Raw genomic sequence first — 22,495 nt, 5'->3', positions numbered from 1 at the left:
CCACCTCTTACCCCCTGGACAGCGCCGGCCGGCGACCCCACGCTCATGTCGGGGCGACCGGTTGGCGAAGGGCTGTGGACGGTGCGACGGCGGGCTTGGATGCGGATGACGGTGCTGCTGTGGGCCGCCTGCGCCGGCGGCCCCCCGCCTGGTGCCGCCCGGACGGCACCGTCGCCATCCCAGGCGACAGCGGCGGCACCCGCCGCCGCCCTGACCGGCGACTGGCGGGGCACCCTGGACACCGGGCTGACCCGCCTGCGGCTGGAGTTTCATGTAACCGCCGCCCCCGGGCCCGGCGGCGCCCCCGCCCTGGCCGGCACGCTGGACAGCGTCGACCAGCAGGTCCAGGGCTTGCCCATCCCCAGCATCAGCCGCGAGGGCGACACGGTCACCTTCGACATCCCGGCCGTGCTGGGCGGCTATACCGGCACGCTGTCGGCCGACGGGCAGACCCTGACCGGCACCTGGCGACAGGCCCGCCAGTCCCGCCCGCTGTCCCTGACGCGCCTGACTACGGCGCAGATCCAGGCGGAACAGGCGCGGCCCCAGGTACCCCGGCCGCCCTTCCCCTATCGCACGGTCAGCGTGGCCTACGACAACCCGGCCGCATTCGGCGTCCGGCTGGCCGGCACCCTGACCCTGCCGCCGGGCAAGGGCCCGTTTCCGGCCGCGCTGCTGATCACCGGGTCGGGCCCCCAGGACCGCGATGAAACCATCGAAGGCCACAAGCCCTTCCTGGTGCTGGCCGACGCGCTGACCCGGCGCGGCATCGCCGTGCTGCGGGTGGATGACCGGGGCGTCGGCCAATCCACCGGCGATTTCGACGCCGCCACCACGCCCGACTTCGCCACCGACGCCGCCGCCGGCGTGGCCTATCTGCGCGGCCGCGCCGACATCGACGCGCGCCGCATCGGCCTGATCGGCCACAGCGAGGGCGGACTGATCGCCCCCATGGTGGCCAGCCGCGACCGCAACATCGCCTGGCTGGTGCTGATGGCCGGCCCAGGGGTGGACGGGGAAAGCATCCTGCTGAGCCAGAAGCGCCTGATCGCCGGCGCCACCGGCGTGGGTGCCGCCGGGGCCGAGCGCCTGGTGGACATGGACCGCCGCGAATACGCCATCGTGAAGGACGAACCGGATCCGGAACGCGCCCGCGCCCGCCTGCGCATCTTGCTGCAGGGCGGCATGATGGGCGGCGACAACCGCATCGCCACCTCCGAAGCGGTGATCGAGGCGGTGACCAAGCCCTGGTACCGCTGGTTCCTGACCTACGACCCCGCCCCCGCCCTGCGCACCCTGCGCCTGCCCGTTCTGGCCCTGGTGGGGTCCAAGGATCTGCAGGTCTCAGCCTCCGAAAACCTGCCGGCCCTGCGCGCGGCCCTGGCCGACGACCCCAAGGCCGAGGTGCGCGAGGTGCCGGGCCTGAACCACATGTTCCAGACCGCCGACACCGGCGCCCCCACCGAATACGCCCGCATCCCCGAAACGATCGCGCCCGTGGCCCTGGACCTGATCACCGACTGGGTGGCGGCGCGCAGCGGGGCCACCAAGCCGTGAGCGTGCGTCTGCGTGCGACCCGGCCTGACGAGTTGCCGACCCTTCAGGCGCTGGAAGCCGCCGCCCGCCGCCGCTACGCCGCCTGGCCGGACCTGGCCTTCATCGCCACCCGGCCACCCATCGCTCTGGAGCGCCTGGCGGCCGGCACGGTGTGGGTGGCCGAGCATGCGGGACGGCCAGCCGGCTTCATCCTGCTGCAACCGCAGGACGGCCAGCTTTACCTCGCCAATATTTCGGTGGTACCCGAGGCCGGCAGCCGGGGTATCGGCCGCGCCCTGCTGGCCCAGGCATTGAGTGACGCCCGCGCCCTGGGCGCCGAGGCCCTGACGCTGACCACCTTCAAGGCGCCGCCTTGGAATGGCCCGTGGTTCCGCCGCCACGGTTATACGCCCATGCCGGCGGAGCGTGTGGGGCCAGCCTTGCGCGCGACAATGGAGCGTCAGACCATCACCGTGGATCCGGCGACACGGGAAGTGTTGTGGCGCCCGGTCAGTTAGAATATCGTTGCAATATCACCGCATTATTGATGTCTGATTAACACAGGTGCGCGATTGTCTTTATTCAATAAACACCGACCTTTCCACCGTCTTTGCCTTCTTGTCATACTGCTGTGGGGTTCCGTGGGATTGCCCCCATCCGCCTTGGCCAAGGCGGATGATGACAGCGAAGTCAAATGGTTCATGGGCCTGCTGAAGACGAACAATGGCAAAACATTCTGCCTGCCGGCCAGCGCCACGCCCGGCGGCACCTTGCAGGCCCTGATACGGTACAATCAGGAGCATCGCCTGCCCGATGCCCCGACGGAACCGCAGGTCCTGGCCGCCTTGGCACAAATGTACCCCTGCGCCAAGGCCAGTGCCCCGGCACCGGCAGCCGCCGATGAATATGCCACCATCGACAACAGCGCGGTGATGGCGACCATGCAGACCCTGGTCAAGACGACTGGGCGCGAAAGCGACCCGTTGATCGACACCATCAAGAACAATGCCGGAAATTACGCCCCCGTCGTCTTCTTCCCCATGGCCAAGATCCTGTTCCAGGAAGGTGATGTTGACGGCGCCATCTTCTGGCTGAATGCTGGCCTGCTGCGTGGCACCTTCGACGGACGGCTATGCACGGACCCGTCGGCCGGGGCCGGCATAGGCGCCTTGATGGCGATGGTGCCGCCCGAATTGCGCAAAGCGCAATTCGACGACATGGCGAAGCTGAGCGCCATCATCGACCGAGTCATCCAGTGGGATGAAACCACGCCCTATAACTACGACCACCGCTGGATCGCCCTGCACGGCCTGGGCGCGATGCGCCGCCACCTGGGGGCGGACGCCACCAGCCCGCCCCAGCCACTGACCATCCCGAAGGATCAGTGGGATGCCGTGGCCCAAAAAGACCGCAAGGAATTGCGCGAAGGCATCGCGAAAGCCATCGCCACCGTGGAGAAAAGCCGTCAGGCGCCGCCATCCGGCGCGCCACAGGCGGACAGGCCGGCCCAATGACGGCGCGGGGATGACCGTGACCGATATGCTCACACCCACGATACCCTTCCCGGCCCTGGCCATGGCGCTCGAGCCGAGCGAAAGGCTGTTGTGGCAGGGCGTGCCGGCACAGGGGCCGCGACTGCGCAAGCGGGATACGCTACTGATCCCGTTTTCGCTGTTGTGGACGGGATTTGCGATCTTCTGGGAAGCCGGCGTGACCACGACGGGCGCACCGCTGTTTTTCAGACTGTGGGGCCTGCCCTTCGTGCTGTTCGGCCTCTATTTCGTCATTGGGCGCTTTTTCCATGACGCGTATCGCCGGGCGCGTACGGTGTACGCCCTCACCGACCAGCGCATCCTGATCCTGTCCCCCAAAAGCAGGCAGAGCCTGGAGTTGACGTCGCTGGGGGAGATACGGCTGGACCTGGCGGACGATGGCAGCGGCTCCGTCGCCTTCGGACCGGAGGTCAGCCTGTTCGGCCGCCACGACATGGGCATGACCCTGTGGACCGGAAAGCCCGCCGTGCCCACCTTCGAACTGATCCCGGCGGCGGAGCAGGTCTATGCCCGCGTACGCGAGGCCAAGCGCCGGGCGCGGGGGGACTGACGCCCGAGCCCTGCATAGATTCTGCACGATAAGTGCCGGTTTCTGCGGGAAAAATGCCCGCCATCCCGGGGCCGGCGGCGGGTAGCGTGGCGGCTGTTCGACCACCGCCGGGGAACCCCATGACCATCGCCATTCCCGCCGCTGACCGCCCCGCCCTGTGGCCAGTGCTGGCCATGGCCACCGTCTCCGCCGGTCTGGTCATGGTCGACGCGGCGCTGGAGTGGGAGCCGCCGTTCGATGCCCTGGCCCTCCTGCTGGTTCTCGCCCTGTGGTGCGCGGCGGCGATGCGGGCGGCAAGCCTGGCGGTACGGGCCCGGCGGCAGGGGCAGCCCCGGCGCGCCGTGTCCCTGGCGCTGCTGCCCCTGGCCTTTCTGGTGACGGTGGTGCAACCCCGCCTGGTCATGGGCGGCGCGCAGACCCTGGGGGATCGCCTGCACTTCATGATCGAATACCAAGAGTATCTGGCCCTGATCCGCGCCACGCCCGATATGGGCCAGCCCAAGCTGATGCTCTGGGGCTGGGGCGGCTTCATCGTCGCCTTGACCAGCCTGGTCTATGACGAGAGCGATGAAGTCACCCTGCCGCCGGAGCGCCAGTCCGCGAGTTGGAAGGCCCGCGCCGAGCATACCGACCTCGCCTGCCCCTATGGCTATTGGGTTCGCACGGCCCTGGGCGCGCATTTCTATGCCGTGGGCGTCGGGTGCTGAGCGCCCGGACATGCGGCCCGCAGCGCCCCGATGGCCGCTTCCAAGCCGGCCGTCGCCCTCTCGGATGTCAGCGTCCTGCCAACACGCAGCCGCAAGTGATGCGCCTTGGCCAGGCGATCAATCGCCCTGGCGCGGCCCTCCATCGGCACCAGGATGCCGCCCATGCCATCAGGCTGGTAACGGCCCAGGCCCAAGGGAACGGACCGTCCATCCACGATCAGCGCTACCGGGCACGTGTCCGCGCCGCCGCAGTCAGCCTCCAGCCACAGGGTCAGGGGACCTTCTTCGCAGGTCAGGGCCATGTCCGAGAACTCCCCCGCCCCGTCGTAGGCGATGCCGGCCTTGTCCCCGTTGGCGATCCATTGGGGAGATGCGGCCGCCATCGCCGGGGTGGCGGTGAGGAGCGCCAGGACGGCAAGCGGCACGCGCATCCTCACACCACCAGCAACAGCGGCGCCAGGGCCGCCAGGCCCAGGCCGGCCAGGCGCGGGGCCAGGGCCAAGCCGGCGCGCTCCGCCAGGCGCGACAGGGCGACGCCGGCCAGGTGCAGGGCGGCGGAGGCGGTGACGAAGCCCAGGCCGTAGGCCAGGCCATCGGCATCCGCCGGCATCTCCACCCCATGGGCGGCACCGTGGCAGAGGGCGAAGACACCGATGAGGGCGGCGCCGGCGGCCAGGGGCAAGCGGGCGCCGAAGGCGGTCAGCCAGCCCAGGGCGGCCACCGACAGGACGATGCCCCATTCCACGCCGGGCAGGGCCAAACCGTTGGCCCCGGCGATGGCGCCGGCCACCAGCAGCGCCAGGAAGGCCAGCGGCCACAGCCAGACGGCGCGGGCACCCTGCCCGCCTCGGGCCTGCTGGCCGGCCCACAGGCCCACCGCCGTCATGGCGGCCAGGTGGTCCAACCCGCCGAAGGGATGGGCGAAGCCATCGGTGAAGCCGTGGGTGTGGCCCGGCATGCCCGGATGGGCCATGGCCATGGCGGGCATGAATGCGGCGGCGGCGGTCAGGGCGATCAACAGGCGGCGGTGCATCATGGTCGGGTTCCCTTGATTGGCTGGTTCTGTTAGGCGGCCAAGCCGCCCAATGCGCACTAGGCGGCTAGGCCGCCGGCGCGTTCGATGAAGCGGGTGACGACGTCCAGTCCCTGCGCCGTCTTCAGGTTGGTGAAGACGTAGGGGCGCTGCCCCCGCATGCGCTTGGTATCGCTGTCCATCACCTCCAGGCTGGCACCCACCAGGGGGGCCAGGTCGATCTTGTTGATGACCAGCAGGTCGGACCGGGTGATGCCGGGACCGCCCTTGCGCGGGATCTTCTCCCCCGCCGCCACGTCGATGACGTAGATGGTGATGTCGGCCAGCTCCGGGCTGAAGGTGGCGGCCAGGTTGTCGCCGCCGGATTCGATGAGGATGATGTCCAGGCCCGGGAACTTGGCGTTCATCTGGTCCACGGCCGCCAGGTTGATGGACGCGTCCTCGCGGATGGCGGTGTGGGGGCAGCCGCCCGTTTCCACCCCCAGGATGCGGTCAGGATCCAGGGCGCCGACGCGCGTCAGGATCAGCGCGTCCTCCTTGGTGTAGATGTCGTTGGTGATGGCAACGATGTTGTAGATGTCGCGGAACCGCTTGCACAGCGCCTCCATCAACGCGGTCTTGCCGGAGCCGACGGGGCCGCCGATGCCCACCCGCAGGGGCCCATGGGGAGAAGACGTGCTCATGAGCGGAACAACCTCGTGTATTGCGTCTCGTGGTTCATGGAGGCGATGTCGGCCACCCAGGCCGCCCCGCCCAGATCATCCAGCGTGCTGGGCGCCGCCCGGCCGGCGGTGGCCAGCACCAGCGGTTCCAGCCGCGCCAGCGCCCGCTGGCCGTCCGTCTGCCCCAGCGGCACCAGGCGCAGGGCCGCCGACACCAGGTTGCCGACGAAGCCGTGCAGGTAACCCAGCAGGGTGGCGGGCAGGCCGAGGCCATGGCCGGCCGCCACCGCCCCCACCGCCACGGGATAGGCGAGATCGCCGCCCATGGCCTTCAGCCGATCGACGGCCTCACAAGGCCAGGCCGAGGCGATGGCGGCGGCGAAGGCGCGGCCCTGGGACAGGGTTTCCAGCCGCCGCTCCGCCGTGGGCGTCAGGGCGGCCGCCAGGTCCGCCACCTCGGCCAGGCCCGACCAGTCGCCGGCCGCCGAGGCGCGCCAGGCCGCCGCCGCCAGCACGGCATCGTTCCAGCCGGACCCCAGCGTCAGCAGGTCATCCACCCAGGCCACCAGCGCATCCACCGTGCGAATGGTGCCGTCCTCCACCCCCCATTCCAGGCCATGGCTGTAGGAAAAGGCGCCCACCGGGAAGGACGCCGTCAGCCAGGTCATGAGGCGGTAGACGCCGGCAGCGTCGGCCACGGTTTCAGCCATGGCCGTGCGCATGGTGATCGTGATGATGGTGACCGTGGTCATGGTCGTGATCATGCCCGTGGCCATGCGAATGGCCATGGCCGTGCCCATGGCCGCCGCCGGCCGGGCTGTCGCCATAGGCGCCGCCCTCGGGATCGAAGGGGGCGGAGACGGGGGTGACGATGGCGCCCAGGCCGGTCAGCATGTCGGCCAGCACATGGTCGGCGCGGATGCGCAGGCGGTCGCCGCGCAGTTCGGCCGGGATGTGGCGGTTGCCGATGTGCCAGGCCATCCGCAACAGGTCGCCGATGGCCTCGCACCGCACCTCCATCAGGTCCTCCGGCGCCGCCTTGACCGCCACAATGCCCACGCCGGTCAGCACCAGCCCATCGCCATGGCGGATATGCCGGGGGCTGGGCAGGTCCAGCATCAAGGGGCCATCCCCGCCGTCCCGCTCCAGCCGCAGGCGCCGGCGGCAGCGGTGGTCGAAATCCAGCGTCACGGTGCCGGCGGCCTTGGCGGCATCCCAATAGCCGGCGGGCAGGACGGTGTGCGCCCTGGGCAGATCGGTCGCGGGGGAAAGGTCTTCACTCAAGGCGGGGATCCTCAGAACAGGAAATAGCGCTGCGCCATGGGCAGCACGTCGGCGGGCTCGCAGGTGACGATCTGGCCGTCCACCCGCACCTCATAGGTTTCCGGATCCACCTCGACATGCGGCGTGGCGTTGTTGTGCACCATGGCGGCCTTGCCGATGCCGCCCCGGGTGTTGCTGACCGCCAGCAGGGTCTTCTCCAGCCCCAGGCGCTGGCCCAGGCCATCGTCCAGGGCCGCCTGCGAGACGAAGGTGACGGCGCTGCGCCGCACCGCGCGGCCATAGGCGCCGAACATGGGACGGTAGTGCACGGGCTGCGGCGTGGGAATGCTGGCGTTGGGGTCGCCCATGGGGGCGGCCACGATGGTGCCCATCTTCAACACCAAATCCGGCTTCACCCCGAAGAAGGCCGGCGACCACAGCACCAGATCGGCCAGCTTGCCGGCGGCGATGGATCCGACATGCGCGCTCATGCCATGGGCGATGGCGGGGTTGATGGTAACCTTGGCGATGTAGCGCTTCACCCGCGCGTTGTCGTTCTCCCCCGTCTCCTGCGCCAGCCGGCCGCGCTGCACCTTCATCTTGTGCGCCGTCTGCCAGGTGCGGATCAGCACCTCCCCCACCCGCCCCATGGCCTGGCTGTCGGAAGAGATGATGGACAGGGCGCCCAGGTCGTGCAGCACGTCCTCCGCCGCGATGGTCTCGCGCCGGATGCGGCTTTCGGCGAAGGCCACGTCCTCGGGAATGTTGGGGTCCAGGTGATGGCAGACCATGAGCATGTCCAGATGCTCGTCCACCGTGTTGCGGGTGTAGGGCCGCGTCGGATTGGTGGAGGACGGGATGACATTGGCCAGGCCGCAGACCTTGATGATGTCCGGCGCGTGGCCGCCGCCCGCCCCCTCGGTATGGTAGGCGTGGATGGTGCGGCCCTTGAAGGCGGCGATGGTGTCCTCCACAAAGCCGGACTCGTTCAGCGTGTCGGAATGGATCATCACCTGCACGTCGAAACGGTCACCCACATCCAGGCAGGTGTCGATGGCGGCCGGGGTGGTGCCCCAGTCCTCATGCAGTTTCAAGGCGGCGGCACCGGCGCGCACCTGTTCCTCCAGCGCCGCCGGCAAGGCGGCGTTGCCCTTGCCGGCGAAGGCCAGGTTCATGGGAAAGGCCTCCGCCGCCTCCAGCATGCGGGCCAGGTGCCAGGGCCCCGGCGTGCAGGTGGTGGCGTTGGTGCCGGTGGCGGGGCCGGTGCCACCGCCCAGCATGGTGGTGACGCCGGACATCAGCGCCTCTTCGATCTGCTGCGGGCAGATGAAGTGGATGTGGGTGTCGATGCCGCCGGCCGTCAGGATCTTGCCCTCACCCGCGATGACCTCCGTCCCCGGGCCGACGATGATGTCCACCCCCGGCTGCACGTCGGGATTGCCGGCCTTGCCGATGTGGTGGATGCGGCCGTCGCGCAGGCCCACGTCGGCCTTGACGATGCCCCAATGGTCGATGATCAGGGCGTTGGTGATGACGGTGTCCACCGCCCCTTGCGCGCGGGTCGCCTGCGACTGGCCCATGCCGTCGCGGATGACCTTGCCGCCGCCGAACTTCACCTCCTCGCCATAGGTGGTGTAGTCCTTCTCCACCTCCACGATCAGGTCGGTGTCGGCCAGGCGCACGCGGTCGCCCACGGTGGGACCGAACATGTCCGCATACGCGGCGCGGCTGATCTTCACGGCCATCAGTTGCCCCCTTTCAGCGCACCCGAGACCTGGGCGTTGAAGCCGTACACAGTCCGGGCGCCGCGATAGGGCACCAAGGTGACGGTGCGGGTCTGTCCCGGCTCGAACCGCACCGCCGTGCCGGCGGGGATGTCCAGCCGATGGCCGTAGGCCTGGGCGCGGTCGAAGCTCAGGCCGGCATTGGTCTCGAAGAAATGAAAGTGGGAACCGACCTGGATGGGCCGGTCGCCGGTGTTGGCCACGTCCAGCGTCACCGTGGGCAGGCCGGCGTTCAGCTCGATCTCCCCCTCGGCGGTGAAGACTTGTCCCGGGATCATCGTCATCACGGCACCTCAGCGGATCGGGTTATGGACGGTGACCAGCTTCACCCCATCGGGGAATGTCGCCTCCACCTGCACGTCCGGGATCATCTCGGCGATGCCCTCCATCACCTGGTGGCGGCCCACCACATGGGCGCCCTGGTCCATCAGCTCCGCCACCGGGCGGCCGTCGCGCGCGCCCTCGACCACGAAGTCGGTGATCAGGGCGATGGCCTCGGGATGGTTCAGCTTCACGCCCCGTTCCAGGCGGCGGCGCGCCACCATGGCCGCCATGGCGATCAGCAGCTTGTCCTTCTCACGCGGGGTCAGATTCACCGCATATCCTCCCTCAGCAACGCCAGACGCGCGGGACGGCCATCCCGCGCAGATGTTCAATCAGCGGCGCCCAGGCCCGCAGCAGGGCTTGCCCGTCGGCGGCCACCAGGCGCAGGGCCAGCAGGCCGTTCCAGGCGCTGGCCCCGGCCCTCACGCCCTCGACGCGCAGCAAGTCGCGCACCGCGTCCACCCGGGCCTCGGCGTCCGCCGCCATGTAGAGACAGGACGCCACCGCCCGCCCGCCGCCGGCCACCGCCGCGCAGGACAACTGGGCATCGATGTCGCCGCTCAAGCGCACGGCGTCGGCATAGACCAGGCGCCCGCCCCGGCGGATGCGCCAGTCATCGCGGAACAGGCCGTGGGTCACCCGCTCCCCCCGGGCGGTGCGGCCGAACACCGTGGCCTCCGCCGCCAGCAGGGTGGCGTCCGGTTCCATCTCCACCTCCAGCCGGCGGCAGAGGCGGGCGCCGTCGAATAGGATGGTTTCCTGCGGCAGCCAGTCCAGCCGGCCGGCCACCGTCAGCCGGTTCACCACCCCCGCCTCGCCCGCGCTGGCGCGGTACACCTTCTCGGCGGCTTGCGTGGTGACGGTGGCATGGGCGCCCGCCGCCACAATCACCTCCGTCTCCAGCACGTCGCCGCCGGTCAGGCCGCCACCGGTGTTGATCAGCACGCCCTCCAGCCCAGGCCCTTTGGGCAGGCGCAGGCGGGCGGAGCCAGATTGATAAAGGCGGTCCAGGCGGGTGACGCCCTCGGCATCCGCCTTCACGGCGAAGACGACGCGGCCCTCCAGGCGCTGCAAACGGGTAGCCGACGGCAGGGCGGCGTCAGGCATGACGTCCCCTGTTCTCCCTTGGCATATCCCCCCGCCGCATCATTCCAGGCCACCCCATTGTTTCCCGGCCGTTGGTTCGCAACCGCCGTGCCAAGACTTGACCATGCGGTCAGCATGGCACGAGCGCCCGCGCGGGCAAAGACCATCGCCCATAAATTGGGCGCCTGGCGATGTGCGCCTAAAAGATTGGCAGCCCCCATACGTCATTTGACGTACCGGCCGCCCCTTCTCACATCACCGCATCCGGGTGGCTGGCGGCCAGCAGGCTGCGCACGCGCGGCACCAGGAAGTCGGACAGCGACTGCACCTTGGCCGGCAGCAGCGCCCGGTGCGGGTAGACGATGGCCAGTTGCACCGGCTCCGGCGGATGCTCGGGCATCACGATCTCCAGCGCGCCGGACTTCACCTCGTCCGCCACCTCCCACAGGGGTTTCAGGGCGATGCCGTGGCCGTCCACCGCCCAGCGGGTCAACACATCACCATCGTCAGCGTCCATGGGACCGGCGATGGACAGCTTGGTGCTCTTGCTCTCATCCTTACCGGGGCTGGTGAGTGTCCAGCGGTACTGCTGCGTGCCGGGGAAGCGCAGCAGCAGGCAGTCATGTTCCAGCAGGTCGGACGGCGCCTTGGGCCGGCCGCGCGCCTCCAGGTACCGGGGTGCCGCCACCAGCACACGCCGCAGGTCGGCGATCTTGCGCACGACGAAGCTGCTGTCCTTCAGCGTGGCCATGCGGATGGCCATGTCCACGGACTCGCGCAGCAGGTCCAGCAGATGGTCGGACAGGCGCAGGCGCACATCCACCATGGGGTTGGCGGCGCGGAATTCCGGCACCAGCGGGCTCAGCACACGGCGGCCGAAGCCCAGCGGTGCCGTCACCCGCACGCTGCCGGACGGCGCGCCGCCCTCCGCCGCGATGCTGCTGTGCGCCCGCTCCACCGCCTCCAGCACCTCCAGGCAGTGCTGGTAGAAGACCTGGCCGGTTTCGGTGGCCTGCAGCTGGCGGGTGGTGCGGTTCAGCAGGCGGGCGCCCAGGTGCGCCTCCAACTGCTGGATGCGGTGGCTGACCAGGGCCGGCGACATGCGCAGGTTCCGCCCGGCCGCCGACAGGCTGCCCAGGTCCACCACGCGCACGAACACCTGCATGTTCTCCAGCAGGGCCATCACCCCATCCCCCAAACACTAGGCTTATGTCCGGACTTCCCCTGCAAAACCGGGGCCTAACTAAAATTTCTTCAGTTCGCCGGCCATGCATCCGGCGGCCAATCACGGGTCATGTGCACAATGCGCAGGATCACCAGAGCTTCGCCGCCAGTTGGTTTGGCAATGAACTTGTAGGCGATAATATAAGGCAGGTCCGCCACCACCTTTTCATAGGTACCGGTAACGCGCCCTTTACGCCCCAAGGCGCGCTGCCCCAAGGCGCTGCCCGTTGCGCGGATGGCCACAGCCACCTTGCGGGCAGCTTCCGGATTGTCTTTGGCAATGTGACGCGCGATGCCTATCAGCTCGTCCAACGCATCGCGGGACCAGATGACGGACCGCTTCACCCCCGGCTCCGCGCAACTTCCTCAATCGCCGCGTCCAGTTCATCCATCGCCTGATCGTGTGGTATCAACCGGCCAGCCTCAATATCGGCCAAGCCGCGTTGGACTCCTTCAACCAAGGCGATTTCCCGTGCCACATAGTCAGCAATGGCCTCCGCCGCCAAATAGGAGCGGGTTCGGTTGGTCTGCACCGACAACGCAGCGAGCTGGTCCTTAACCTCGGGCTTGAGCCTGACGGTCAGAGTGGTGCTGTTAGACATGGCGCTTCTCTTCATATTAGCGGCCGGTATTCAGATGTACACATCTTCGCACAGGCGCACCTCAGATGCCATCTTAATCCCGGTCATGCACCCGTTGTCCCTGGATGTAGGTCGCCCGCACCGCCCGGTCGTCGCCCAGGGTCATCAGCAGGAACAGCTCCTCCTCCAGGTCGCCCTGGATGGCCTCGCGCCGGTGGGCCATGGCGGGGGTGGCGGAGGCGTCCAGCACCACCAGGTCGGCGTAGCGGCCGGGGGCGATCTGGCCAATCTCCTCCATCAGGCCCAGGGCGGCGGCGTTGCCCCGGGTCATGAGGTCGAAGGCGGCCAGCGCCGGCCAGCTCTGGCCGCGCAGTTGCAGCACCTTGTACCCCTCCCCCGCCGTGCGCAGCAGGGAATAGCTGGTGCCGCCGCCCACGTCGGTGGCCAGGCCCAGGCGCACCGGCCGGGCCGGGTTTTCCAGGGCGGCGCGGTCGAACAGGCCGCTGCCGATGAACAGGTTGCTGGTGGGGCAGAAGACGGCGGCGGACGCCGTCTCATGCATCCGGGCCATTTCCCGCTCGCTCACATGGATGCAGTGGCCGAACAGCGAGCGGCCGCCCAGCAGGCCGAAGCGGTCGTAGACATCCAGGTAGTCCGCCGCCTCGGGATACAGGCGCGCCACCTGGCGGATCTCCTCATGGTTCTCCGACAGGTGGGTCTGCATGTAGACGCCGGGATGCTCACGCAGCAAGGCACCCGCCGCCTCCAGCTGTTCCGGCGTTGAGGTGATGGCGAAGCGCGGCGTGACGGCGTAGCGCTGGCGGCCCACGCCGTGCCAGGCGCCGATCAGCGCCTTGGAATGATCGTAGCTGGTCTGAGCCGTGTCGGTCAGGGCGGTGGGGGCGTGGCGGTCCATCATGACCTTGCCCGCCACCAGGCCCACGCCGCGCGCCTCGGCCTCGGTGAACAGGGCCTTGACCGAGCCGGGGTGCACGCTGCCATAGACCACGGCCGACGTCGTGCCGTTGCGCGCCAGTTCATCCAGGAAGAAGCGGGCGTTGCGGCTGGCGTGCGCGTGGTCGGCGTAGCGCTGTTCCTCAATGAAGGTGTACTTCTCCAGCCACTCCATCAGCTGCGTCCCGTAGGAGGCGATGACCTGGGTCTGGGGGAAGTGGATGTGGGTGTCGATGAAGCCCGGCAGGATCAGGCCGTCGGGATAATGCGCCACCGCCATCCCCGCCGGCAGCGTGGGCAGCAGGTCCGCCGCCTCCCCCACCGCCGTGATGCGGCCGGCGGTCACCACCACAAGGCCGTCGGCGATGTAGCGATAGCTGTCGCGGTCGCCCGGCCCCTGGGGCGCGCGCAGGAAGGTCAAAAGCCGGCCGCGCAAGGCGGTGGTTCCGGGGGTGAACGCCATGACGAATATCCAGGTTACGGGACGCTTGCGGATGCCATGTGGGGCGATGCCGCACCGGCGGACCAGGCGGCCAGGATGGCCCGTTCCTCCGGCGTGATCAGGGTGACATTGCCGGGCGGCATGGCGCTGCTGAGCGCGGCCTGGCGCCGGATGTCGTCGGCATGGCGCAGGATATCGCCCGGATTGTCAAGGATGACGCCATGCGGCGGGGCGCTGATGCCGTCCCAGGCCGGGGCCGCCGTGTGGCACATGCTGCACCGGTTCATCACCACCTCCTGCGCCTGGGCGAAGGGGACGGTGAGTGCTGCGGCGCTGGCGGCCGGGCCGCCATCGGCCGACCCTTGTGCACTCAGCCACGCGGTCAGCAGGATGCCGGCGGCGGCCACGCCCCAGGTCCACCAGGGCGCCGGCTTGCCCGCGTGCTTGGTGTTGAAGAAGTGGCGGACGCTGGCGCCCACCACCAGGATGACGGCGAAGATCACCCAGTTGTAGCGGGTGGCGTAGGTCAGCGGATAATGGTTGCCGATCATCAGGAAGACGACCGGCAGGGTCAGGTAGTTGTTGTGCATGGACCGCTGCTTCGCGGCCTTGCCCAGGCTGGCGTCCGGTGTGCCGCCGGCCAGCAGCGTCGCCACCACCTTGCGCTGGTTGGGGATGATCAGCAGGAAGACGTTGGCCACCATCATGGTGCCGATCAGCGCCCCCATCTGCAGCAGGGCGCCGCGCGGGCTGAAGACATGGGTCGTGCCCCAGCAGGCCGCCACCAGGAAGACAAAGCCCACCGCCGCCAGCGCCCCGTTGTGCCGGCCCAGGGGGGATCGGCACAGCAGGTCATAGACGACCCAGCCGGCGGCCAGCAGGCCGATGCTGAGGGCGATAGCCTGCCCTTGCGTCAGGGCCATGACCGACTGATCGATCAGCAGCAGGTCCGCCCCCCGGTAGTAGAGGACGCACAGCAGGAAAAAGCCGCTGAGCCAGGTGGTATACGCCTCCCACTTGAACCAGGTGAGTTCAGCCGGCATCTGACTGGGCGCCACCAGATACTTCACCATGTTGTAGAAGCCGCCGCCGTGGACCTGCCACGCCTCCCCCTGCACGCCCTGCGGCAGGTGCGGCCGCTTGCGCAGGCTGGCGTCCAAGGCCATGAAGTAGAAGGAGGATCCGATCCACGCCACCGCCGCCACGATGTGCAGCCAGCGCGCCAGCGTATTGACCCATTCCCAGAAAATGAACGCCATCGCCCCGCCGCCCCGCTTTTATGCCGCAACCGCACAACGCTACGGGCGCTGGCGGCGCGGCGCCAGGGTCCGCGTATCCACAACAGCTTCAAAAATCATGAAAAGGCGGCAGCGTCCCACCACTTCAACACCCGCAGCGCCCGCAGGGTGACCCAGGGCGACGGCTTGCCCGGCCCGTCGTTGACCTTGAACCACACCCGCCCGCGCAAGTCCCAGTCCAGCGGCCAGGTGCCGTCCGCCTGGCGGCGGGACCGTAAATGGGCGATGGCCTCGGCCAGGCGCGCATCGGGCTGGGCGCCGGTGAGTTGGCCGGCGGCGCGGAAATAGTCCAGGGCGCGCAGGACGTCATAGCGCCAGCGGTTGGGGTGCAGTAGGTCCAGGAACTGCGGATCGGCCGGTTCCCCCGTCGTCAGGCGGCGGAACAGGTGGCGGGACAGCAGGTATTCCTCCCCCGTCCGCCGCGCCGCCCGGGAGCGGTCGGTGCCGCCGGTGGCACGCTCATACTCCAGCAGGCCTTCCAGCACGTTGAGGGTGCTGGCGAAGGAGGAACAGGCGGAACCGGCAGCGCGCTCGCAGTTCCAGCCCCCGTCCGGCTGGCGGTCATCCACCAGGCGGTCGACCAGGGCGGAAACGTCGGCGCCGAAATAGGCGCCGTTGGCCACCGTGCGGCCGTTGATGCACTCCTCCACCTCGCCCTGCCAGTAGGGCTGACCGCCCTGGTCCCAGCGGGAATGGGCGCCCACTAGGGCCACGGTGCGCCGGGCACGCTCGGTGGCGGGGTCCAAGCCGAATTCGCGCAACTGATCCAATGCGAAGGCGGTGGCGGTCCACGGCTGGCCGCTGCGGTGCCATTCATCCGGGGTGAAATCGGCGGGGAAGAAGGCCCCGCCGGCCCATTGCCCGTCCGCATCCTGGCAGGCCAGCAGGCGGGCACCCCACCCTTCCGTTTCGACCTTGGCGCGTTCCCCCGCCCAGTCCGCCTCCGGCAAGTCCAGCAGGTCGCACATCACCTGCCAGCGGATGGCCGGGTCCGTGCGTACCAGCCAGAGGATCACCGCGTCTTGCTCAGGCATGGGGCGCTCCCTGTGTGCGCCTGGATACTAGCGCGCCCGCAACGCTGCGGCGATATGGGCCACCGCCCGGTCCACCGCCGCCTCGGTGGTACCCCGGCCCAGGCCGAAGCGCAGGCTGCCGAAGGCCGCCGCCGCATCCAGGCCCATCGCCGTCAGCACATGCGAGGGCTGACCGGTGGCGGAGCGGCAGGCGGAACCGGTGGACAAGGCGAGGTCGGGCAAATCCAGCAGCAGGTCGGCGGCGTCCACGCCCGGCAGCGTGACATTGAGGCAGCCAGGCAGGCCGTCGGCGGGGCCGTTGCGCGTGACGCCGGGAACGGCGGCGCTCAGGCCCGCCCACAGCCGCGCCGTCAGCGCCGCCAAATGATCGCGATCCGCCTCGCGCCGCCCCAGGACCAGCCGCGCCGCCTCAGCGAAGCCGACGATCAGGGCGACGGGCGGCGTACCCCAGGACCAGGGGACGGCCGGCGCCAGCCCCGGCCGCGCCACCAGGGCACCCACCCCCTGCGGACCATAGAGCTTATGCGCCGACAGGGTAATCATATCGGGTCCGGAACGACCCTTGCCCCCCAGGGCCAGCGGCCCGGTGGCTACGTACTGCACGCCGTCGCAGTGCCACAGGGCGCCATGGCGGCGGCAGAGGTCGGCCACGGCCGCCAGCGGTTGCAGGCTGCCGACCTCATTGTTGGCGGCCATGAGCGACAGCACGGGCCGGGAGCCGGCCACGCTCAAGGCGGCCTCAAGCGCATCCAGGCGGATGACGCCCTGGCCATCCACCGGCAGCAGGGTCACGGCATGGCCGGCGGCCCGCAGTCCATCCAACTGGCGCAGCACGCTGTCATGCTCGATGGCGGAGACCAGCAGCAGGGCGCCGGCCGGCGCCAAACCCTGGAGCGCCAGACGGTTGGCCTCACTGGCGCTGGGGGTGAAGGTCACCGCCGCATCCGCCGGCGCCGCCACCAGCGCCGCCACGGCGCGGGCGGCCTGGGCGATGGCCCGCGCGGCTTGGCGGCCGGGAGTGTGATGGACGGATTGCGCGTTGCCGGCATGGTCCGGCTGGAACCAGGGCAGCATGGCGGCCAGCACGGCGGGGTCCAGGGGCGTGCTGGCCAGGTGGTCCAGGTAGATCACGCCGGTGTCGGCGCCGGCCACCGGATGGCCCCCCACTAGATGGCCCCGTAAATGTCGCCCATCATCACCGTGGTCTGCGGCGGTCGGCGCAACAGGGCCGTCAGCACCTCCGCCGCCGTCAGGGCGGCGATGACCTCCGGCCGCTTGTCGCCCGACAGGCCCGCGCCGATGGGACAGATCAGGCGCCGCAAATGGTTGGGATCATACCCCTGCGCCTGGTACCAGCGCGAGAAGCGCTGGCGCTTGGTGTGCGACCCGATGAGGCCGACATAGGCCGTGTCGGTGCGCTGCACCGCCTCCGCCGTGATGGCGAAGTCCAGGTCGTGGTTGTGGGTCATGATCAGGTAGCCGGCGCCGGGTGGGGCCAGGGCCACCTGGCTGGGCAGCTCCGTCGCCACGCGGATGTCGGCGTCCACCGGCGGGTCGGGTGGGAATTCCGAGGCGCGGCTGTCCACCCACACCAGGCGCAGCGGCAGGGGCGCCATGGCGCGGGCCACCGCCTTGCCGACATGCCCGGCGCCGAACAGCATCAGCCAGGGCTGGCCGGCCAGGGCCGTCGCCTCCGCCGCGCGCAGGCGGTACAGCACCGCCTCATCCACCCGTTCCACCGTCAGCACGACATGGCCGCCGCAGCATTGGCCCACCGCCGGGCCCAAGGGCACGTCCAGGCGTACCGGTTCGCCCCCCTCCGCCAGCAGGCGGCGGGCGGTTTCCAGGCCCAGATGTTCCAGCCGGCCGCCACCCACCGTGCCGGTCTGCCAGTCGGCACCCACCGCCATGCAGGCGCCGACCTCACGCGGGGTGGATCCCCGCGCCTCCGTCACCGTGACCAGCACCACGGCCTCACCCCGGGCCAGGCAGGCGGCCAGCCCCGCGGATTGCGGGCCGGGGGCGGAGAGCGGAACCCTGGACGCCATCATGCCGTCCGCCCCCGCAAGCGGTCGATGGTGGCCAGCACCCGTTCCGGCGTGGCCGGCGCGTCCAGTTGCGGGCACATCTTATGGTCCGCCACGCTGGCCACGGCGTCGGACAGGGCGTGCAGCACGCTGATGCCCAGCATCAGCGGCGGCTCGCCCACCGCCTTGGACCGGTGGATGGTGTCCTCGACATTCGGGCTGTTCCGTACCAGGCGGACGTTGAACTGGCGCGGGCGGTCGCCGCAGGCCGGGATCTTGTAGGTGCTGGGGGCGTGGGTGCGCAGGCGGCCCTGGGCGTCCCACCACAGCTCCTCCGTCGTCAGCCAGCCCATGCCCTGGATGAAACCGCCCTCGACCTGGCCCTTGTCCAGGGCCGGGTTCAGGCTGTCGCCACAGTCGTGCAGGATGTCCACGCGGTCCACCACATACTCGCCCGTCAACGTGTCCACCGTCACCTCCGCCACCGCCGCGCCATAGGCGTAATAGAGGAAGGGACGGCCCTGGCCCTTGGCCCGGTCCCAGTGGATCTTGGGCGTCTTGTAATAGCCGGTGGCCGACAAGGAAATGCGGCCCATGTACGCGGCCTTCACCACTTCCCTGAAGGTCAGCAGCCGGTCGCCCACCCGCACCCCATCGGCGGTGAAAACCACGGCGTCCCCGGAAACGTTCCAATGGCCGGCGGCGAATTCCACCAAGCGGGCCTTCAGCACGCGGGCGGCGTTCTGCGCCGCCTTGCCGTTGATGTCGGCGCCGGAGGAGGCGGCGGTGGCGGAGGTGTTGGGCACCTTTCCCGTGGTGGTGGCGGTGATGCGGATGCGGCCGATGTCCACCTGGAACTCATCGGCCACCACCTGGGCGACCTTGGTGTTCAGGCCCTGCCCCATCTCCGTCCCGCCATGGTTCAGGTGGATGGAGCCGTCGGTGTAGATGTGGATCAGCGCCCCGCCCTGGTTGTAGGGCGTGAAGGTGAAGGAGATGCCGAACTTCACCGGCGTCAGGGCCAGGCCCTTCTTCAGGCAGGGGTTGGCGGCGTTGAAGGCGCGGATGGCCTGCCGCCGCGCACGATAGTCCGACCACGCCTCCAGCTCATCGACCAGGGGGCCGATGATGTTGTCCTCGATGGTCTGGTGATAGGGCGTCACGTTGCGGTCGGTGGTGCCGTAGAAGTTCACCTTCCGCACGTCCAGCGGATCCAGGCCGGTGGCGAAGGCCACCTCCTCCACCATCCGCTCGGCCGCCACCATGCCCTGGGGCCCGCCGAAGCCGCGGAAGGCGGTGTTGGACACCGTGTTGGTCTTCAGCGGCAGCGAGGACATGCGCGCGTTGCCGTAGAAATAGCAGTTGTCGGCATGGAACAGGGCGCGGTCCGTCACCGGGCCCGAGAGATCCGCCGCGAAGCCGCAGCGCGCGGCGAACACCATGTCGGCGGCCAGGATGCGGCCCTGGTCATCAAAGCCGACCTGATAGTCCACCTCGAAATCATGGCGCTTGCCGGTGATGCGGAAGTCGTCGTCGCGGTCGGGGCGCAGCTTGGCGGCGCGGCCCGTCTTCTTGGCCACCAGGGCGACACAGGCGGCGAACAGGTTGGCCTGCGTTTCCTTGCCGCCGAAGCCGCCGCCCATGCGCCGCACCTCCACCGTCACCGCCGCATCGGGAATGTCCAGGACATGGGCGACGATGTGCTGCACCTCGCTGGGGTGCTGGGTGGAGACGTGGACCAGCACGTCCTCATCCTCTCCCGGCACGGCCATGGCGATCTGGCTTTCCAGGTAGAAATGTTCCTGCCCGCCGATCTTGATGCGGCCGGAAAGCGTGCGGGGGGCCGTCTTCAGCGCCGCCTCGGCATCGCCCAGGCGCAGGGTCATGGGCGGGGTGACCAGGGCGCCGGGATCGCGCGCCGCCGCGATGTCCAGCACCGCCGGCAGGTCCTCGTACTCGACCTTGGCCAGGCCCGCCGCGCGGCGGGCCTGGTTGCGCGTCTCCGCCGCCACGGCGAACAGCGGGTGGCCGTGGTACTGCACCACATCCTCGGCGAACAGCGGCTCGTCATGGCGCAGGCCGGCGCCGATGTCGTTGTCGCCCGGGATGTCGGCGGCGGTGAACACCGCCACCACGCCGGGGGCCTGGCGCACGGCGTCCAGGTCCAGGGATAGCACGCGGGCGTGGGCGCGGCTGGCCAGGCCCAGCTGCACATGCAGCAGGCCGGCGGGTTCCGCGATGTCATCGACGTACAGCGCCTCGCCGCTCACATGCTTGTGCGCGCTTTCATGGTGACGGCTGTCGTGCACCGCCCCGTCGATGCGGCGCGGGGTGACGGCGGGGATGTCGATGGGGGTCTTGTCAGGCATGGGACACCCCCTGGCTTGCGATATCGCAACCCGCCGAACGCGTCTGGGCACGCAGCGCCAACACGCGGGTGGCGGGGGCGTCGGCCATGCTTTCCGCCTGGAACTTCAGCAGCAGGTTACCGGCCACCGTCAAACGATAGGCGGCACTGGCGCGCCAGTCGCTGAGCGGCGTGAAGTCCCGGGCCAAGGCCGCCTTGGCATCGCGCGCGGCGGCGGCGTCCCAGGGCCGGCCCAGCAGCGCCGCCTCCGCCGCGTCCGCCCGCTTGGGCGTGCCCGCCATGCCGCCATAGGCCAGGCGGGCGCGGGTGATCCGGCCATCATCGCCCACCGTGATCAGGAAGCAGGCGCACAGGGCGGAGATGTCCTGGTCGAAGCGTTTGGAGATCTTGTAGGCGGCGAACAAGTCGCCCTGGCCAGGCTTGGGCACGGTCACGCTTTCCACGAATTCGCCCGGCTGGCGGTCCTGTTTGCCATAGGCTAGGAAGTAATCCTGCAGCGGCAGCGTGCGGCGCGTCGGGCCCCGGCGCAGGGTCAGGCTGGCGCCCAGGGCGATCAGGGCCGGCGGGGTGTCGCCGATGGGGGAACCGTTGGCGATGTTGCCGCCGATGGTGCCGGCGTTGCGCACCTGCTCCGCCCCCACCCGGCGCAGCAGTTCGTCCAGATCGGGATGCAGTGCGCCCAAGGCCGCCTTCGCCGCGGTGAAGGTGACGCCGGCGCCCAGTTCCAGGGCATCGCCCCGGTCGCGGATTTGGGCCAGCCCGGCCACGCGGCCGGTGTAGATCACGGTGGACAGCACCTTCTGATGCTTGGTCACCCACAGGCCCACGTCGGTGGCGCCGGAGACGATGGTGGCGTCGGGATTGGCCAATACCAGGTCGGCCAGCTGGTCCACCGTCGCCGGCGCCAGGAAGCGGCGGCCGTCACGCCCCGTCTCCACCACCGCGTCATCGGCCAGGGCGGCCAGCGCCCGGGTCACCGCAGGCAGGGTGTCGTCGATATGGTCCGGCGTCCGGTCGCGCAGCTGTTGGGCCGCCGCGACGATGGGGGCGTAGCCGGTGCAGCGGCACAGGTTGCCGGCCAAGGCGTCGTCGATGCGCTGTTCATCCAGCGCACTCCCTGGCGGTTCCGCCCGGTTCAGGGCGTACAGCGACATGACGAAACCGGGGGTGCAGAAGCCGCATTGCGAGCCGTGGCAATCCACCATGGCCTGCTGCACCGGGTGCAGGGCGCCGTCCGGCTGCTTCAGGTGTTCCACCGTCAGCAGCTGGCAGCCATCCAGGGTGGCGAGGAAGCGGATGCAGGCGTTGATGGCCTCATACCGGACCACCCCATCGACCAGGCGCCCCACCATCACGGTGCAGGCGCCGCAGTCGCCCTCGGCGCATCCCTCCTTGGTGCCCAGCCGGCGTTCCGTGCCGCGCAGCCAGTCCAGCACCGTCAGCGTCGGGTCCAGATCGGTCAGCTCACGCGGTTCATTGCCCAGCAGGAAGCGGACGGTTCGGCGATGCTGCATCTCAACTGCCCCGATACGTGGAATAGGCATAGGGGCTGATCAGCAGGGGCACGTGGTAGTGCTGACCGGCATCGGATATCGCAAAGCGGATGGGCACCTCATCCAGGAAGGGCGGGTCGGTCAGGGCCACGCCGCCCCCTTGATCGATGCGCGCGCGGAAATAGGCGCCGACGGCAAAGGTCAGCTCATAACGGCCGACCGTCAAGTCGGCACCCGCCAGCAGCGGCGCGTCGCAGCGGCCGTCGGCGTTGGTGCGGGCCTCCGCCACCCGGGTGCGGCCACCATGGTCGCCCAGCCGGTCCAGCACGACGGTGATGCCCGCCCCCGGCTTGCCCGCCGTCGTGTCCAGCACGTGGGTTGTCAGGCGCCCCGCGCCCCGGCCTGCATTCATATGGCCTGCACTCATCTTCGCCGCCCGTTCGTCGCCCTGACCTCGCTTATGCACAAAAGGTACATGGGGTGGCATCGCCCCGTCAGCCAGCCACCCCTGGAAAGTCTTTCAAAACAATCAGGAAGGCGCCCATGCCGGGGCGCGCGATATGCTGCCCTTCGCCA

The 22,495-nt window shown here is 69.7% G+C and carries 25 protein-coding genes; 5 read left to right on the top strand and 20 right to left on the bottom strand.

Features of this window, described 5'->3' with window-relative positions; translation table 11 throughout:
* Positions 1 to 99 precede the first annotated feature (99 nt).
* From FBZ89_RS01745 to FBZ89_RS01725, 5 genes are all read left to right on the top strand, one after another.
* Positions 100 to 1,557: an alpha/beta hydrolase family protein gene (locus tag FBZ89_RS01745; protein WP_186457135.1), complete on the top strand. Its 1,458-nt coding sequence runs from the start codon at positions 100 to 102 to the stop codon at positions 1,555 to 1,557.
* On the top strand, positions 1,554 to 2,054 hold the full coding sequence (locus FBZ89_RS01740) for a GNAT family N-acetyltransferase (protein WP_186457134.1): 501 nt from the start codon (positions 1,554 to 1,556) through the stop codon (positions 2,052 to 2,054). Before FBZ89_RS01745 ends, FBZ89_RS01740 begins: the two co-directional genes overlap by 4 nt.
* 129 nt (positions 2,055 to 2,183) lie before the next feature.
* Complete coding sequence (locus FBZ89_RS01735; RefSeq protein WP_145748297.1) at positions 2,184 to 3,050, top strand: Rap1a/Tai family immunity protein; 867 nt, start codon at positions 2,184 to 2,186, stop codon at positions 3,048 to 3,050.
* Between the two features lie 10 nt (positions 3,051 to 3,060).
* The gene (locus FBZ89_RS01730) at positions 3,061 to 3,639 is read left to right on the top strand and encodes a PH domain-containing protein (RefSeq protein WP_145748296.1); all 579 of its coding nucleotides are present in this window, start codon (positions 3,061 to 3,063) and stop codon (positions 3,637 to 3,639) included.
* A 119-nt stretch (positions 3,640 to 3,758) separates the two neighbouring features.
* Complete coding sequence (locus FBZ89_RS01725) at positions 3,759 to 4,346, top strand: hypothetical protein (protein WP_145748295.1); 588 nt, start codon at positions 3,759 to 3,761, stop codon at positions 4,344 to 4,346.
* On the opposite strand, the gene FBZ89_RS01720 is transcribed toward FBZ89_RS01725, so the two are convergent.
* The 20 genes from FBZ89_RS01720 to uraH all read right to left on the bottom strand — a co-directional run bounded on the left by FBZ89_RS01720 (position 4,322) and on the right by uraH (position 22,346).
* On the bottom strand, positions 4,322 to 4,777 hold the full coding sequence (locus tag FBZ89_RS01720) for a hypothetical protein (protein ID WP_145748294.1): 456 nt from the start codon (positions 4,775 to 4,777) through the stop codon (positions 4,322 to 4,324). The two genes, FBZ89_RS01725 and FBZ89_RS01720, sit on opposite strands and share 25 nt — an antisense overlap.
* A 2-nt stretch (positions 4,778 to 4,779) precedes the next feature.
* Positions 4,780 to 5,382 (bottom strand): HupE/UreJ family protein, encoded by a 603-nt coding sequence (locus tag FBZ89_RS01715; RefSeq protein ID WP_145748293.1) that lies wholly within the window; start codon positions 5,380 to 5,382, stop codon positions 4,780 to 4,782.
* Between the two features lie 56 nt (positions 5,383 to 5,438).
* The gene (gene ureG, locus FBZ89_RS01710) at positions 5,439 to 6,062 is read right to left on the bottom strand and encodes an urease accessory protein UreG (protein WP_145748292.1); all 624 of its coding nucleotides are present in this window, start codon (positions 6,060 to 6,062) and stop codon (positions 5,439 to 5,441) included.
* Positions 6,059 to 6,829, bottom strand: a complete 771-nt coding sequence (locus FBZ89_RS01705) for an urease accessory protein UreF (RefSeq protein ID WP_246171982.1) — start codon at positions 6,827 to 6,829, stop codon at positions 6,059 to 6,061. Before FBZ89_RS01705 ends, ureG begins: the two co-directional genes overlap by 4 nt.
* Entirely contained in the window at positions 6,744 to 7,325 is a 582-nt protein-coding gene (locus FBZ89_RS01700) for an urease accessory protein UreE (RefSeq protein WP_246171981.1), read from the bottom strand. The genes FBZ89_RS01705 and FBZ89_RS01700 overlap by 86 nt, the downstream gene beginning before the upstream one ends.
* Positions 7,326 to 7,336: 11 nt before the next feature.
* Positions 7,337 to 9,049, bottom strand: a complete 1,713-nt coding sequence (ureC, locus tag FBZ89_RS01695) for an urease subunit alpha (protein WP_145748291.1) — start codon at positions 9,047 to 9,049, stop codon at positions 7,337 to 7,339.
* Positions 9,049 to 9,366, bottom strand: a complete 318-nt coding sequence (locus FBZ89_RS01690) for an urease subunit beta (protein WP_040847580.1) — start codon at positions 9,364 to 9,366, stop codon at positions 9,049 to 9,051. The genes ureC and FBZ89_RS01690 overlap by 1 nt, the downstream gene beginning before the upstream one ends.
* 15 nt (positions 9,367 to 9,381) lie before the next feature.
* A complete protein-coding gene (locus tag FBZ89_RS01685; RefSeq protein ID WP_004273333.1) occupies positions 9,382 to 9,684 on the bottom strand; it encodes an urease subunit gamma in 303 nt (100 codons plus the stop codon).
* Positions 9,685 to 9,697: 13 nt separating this feature from the next.
* A complete protein-coding gene (locus FBZ89_RS01680) occupies positions 9,698 to 10,519 on the bottom strand; it encodes an urease accessory protein UreD (RefSeq protein WP_145748290.1) in 822 nt (273 codons plus the stop codon).
* A gap of 229 nt (positions 10,520 to 10,748) precedes the next feature.
* On the bottom strand, positions 10,749 to 11,681 hold the full coding sequence (locus tag FBZ89_RS01675) for a LysR family transcriptional regulator (protein ID WP_145748289.1): 933 nt from the start codon (positions 11,679 to 11,681) through the stop codon (positions 10,749 to 10,751).
* A 71-nt stretch (positions 11,682 to 11,752) separates the two neighbouring features.
* Complete coding sequence (locus FBZ89_RS01670; RefSeq protein WP_145748288.1) at positions 11,753 to 12,067, bottom strand: type II toxin-antitoxin system RelE/ParE family toxin; 315 nt, start codon at positions 12,065 to 12,067, stop codon at positions 11,753 to 11,755.
* Positions 12,064 to 12,324, bottom strand: coding sequence for a CopG family ribbon-helix-helix protein (locus FBZ89_RS01665; protein ID WP_145748287.1), 261 nt, complete (start codon positions 12,322 to 12,324; stop codon positions 12,064 to 12,066). The genes FBZ89_RS01670 and FBZ89_RS01665 overlap by 4 nt, the downstream gene beginning before the upstream one ends.
* Before the next feature lie 73 nt (positions 12,325 to 12,397).
* Positions 12,398 to 13,720 (bottom strand): guanine deaminase, encoded by a 1,323-nt coding sequence (gene guaD / locus FBZ89_RS01660; protein WP_145748286.1) that lies wholly within the window; start codon positions 13,718 to 13,720, stop codon positions 12,398 to 12,400.
* A 14-nt stretch (positions 13,721 to 13,734) separates the two neighbouring features.
* Positions 13,735 to 14,958: a urate hydroxylase PuuD gene (locus tag FBZ89_RS01655; protein WP_145748285.1), complete on the bottom strand. Its 1,224-nt coding sequence runs from the start codon at positions 14,956 to 14,958 to the stop codon at positions 13,735 to 13,737.
* 95 nt (positions 14,959 to 15,053) lie between these two features.
* Positions 15,054 to 16,031, bottom strand: a complete 978-nt coding sequence (locus FBZ89_RS01650) for a squalene cyclase (protein ID WP_145748284.1) — start codon at positions 16,029 to 16,031, stop codon at positions 15,054 to 15,056.
* A 27-nt stretch (positions 16,032 to 16,058) separates the two neighbouring features.
* Positions 16,059 to 17,183 carry a cysteine desulfurase family protein gene (locus tag FBZ89_RS01645; RefSeq protein WP_246171980.1) on the bottom strand — a complete coding sequence of 375 codons (1,125 nt, stop codon included), beginning with the start codon at positions 17,181 to 17,183 and terminating at the stop codon, positions 16,059 to 16,061.
* A 14-nt stretch (positions 17,184 to 17,197) separates the two neighbouring features.
* Positions 17,198 to 18,082, bottom strand: a complete 885-nt coding sequence (gene xdhC, locus FBZ89_RS01640) for a xanthine dehydrogenase accessory protein XdhC (RefSeq protein WP_145748283.1) — start codon at positions 18,080 to 18,082, stop codon at positions 17,198 to 17,200.
* The gene (xdhB, locus tag FBZ89_RS01635) at positions 18,079 to 20,427 is read right to left on the bottom strand and encodes a xanthine dehydrogenase molybdopterin binding subunit (RefSeq protein WP_145748282.1); all 2,349 of its coding nucleotides are present in this window, start codon (positions 20,425 to 20,427) and stop codon (positions 18,079 to 18,081) included. Before xdhB ends, xdhC begins: the two co-directional genes overlap by 4 nt.
* Positions 20,420 to 21,940 carry a xanthine dehydrogenase small subunit gene (xdhA, locus tag FBZ89_RS01630; RefSeq protein WP_145748281.1) on the bottom strand — a complete coding sequence of 507 codons (1,521 nt, stop codon included), beginning with the start codon at positions 21,938 to 21,940 and terminating at the stop codon, positions 20,420 to 20,422. Before xdhA ends, xdhB begins: the two co-directional genes overlap by 8 nt.
* 1 nt (position 21,941) lies before the next feature.
* Positions 21,942 to 22,346: a hydroxyisourate hydrolase gene (gene uraH / locus FBZ89_RS01625; protein WP_246171979.1), complete on the bottom strand. Its 405-nt coding sequence runs from the start codon at positions 22,344 to 22,346 to the stop codon at positions 21,942 to 21,944.
* Positions 22,347 to 22,495 lie beyond the last annotated feature (149 nt).

The organism is Nitrospirillum amazonense, assembly GCF_007828045.1.
Taxonomy (GTDB): domain Bacteria; phylum Pseudomonadota; class Alphaproteobacteria; order Azospirillales; family Azospirillaceae; genus Nitrospirillum; species Nitrospirillum amazonense_C.
This window is presented reverse-complemented; position numbering and strand designations above follow the sequence as displayed.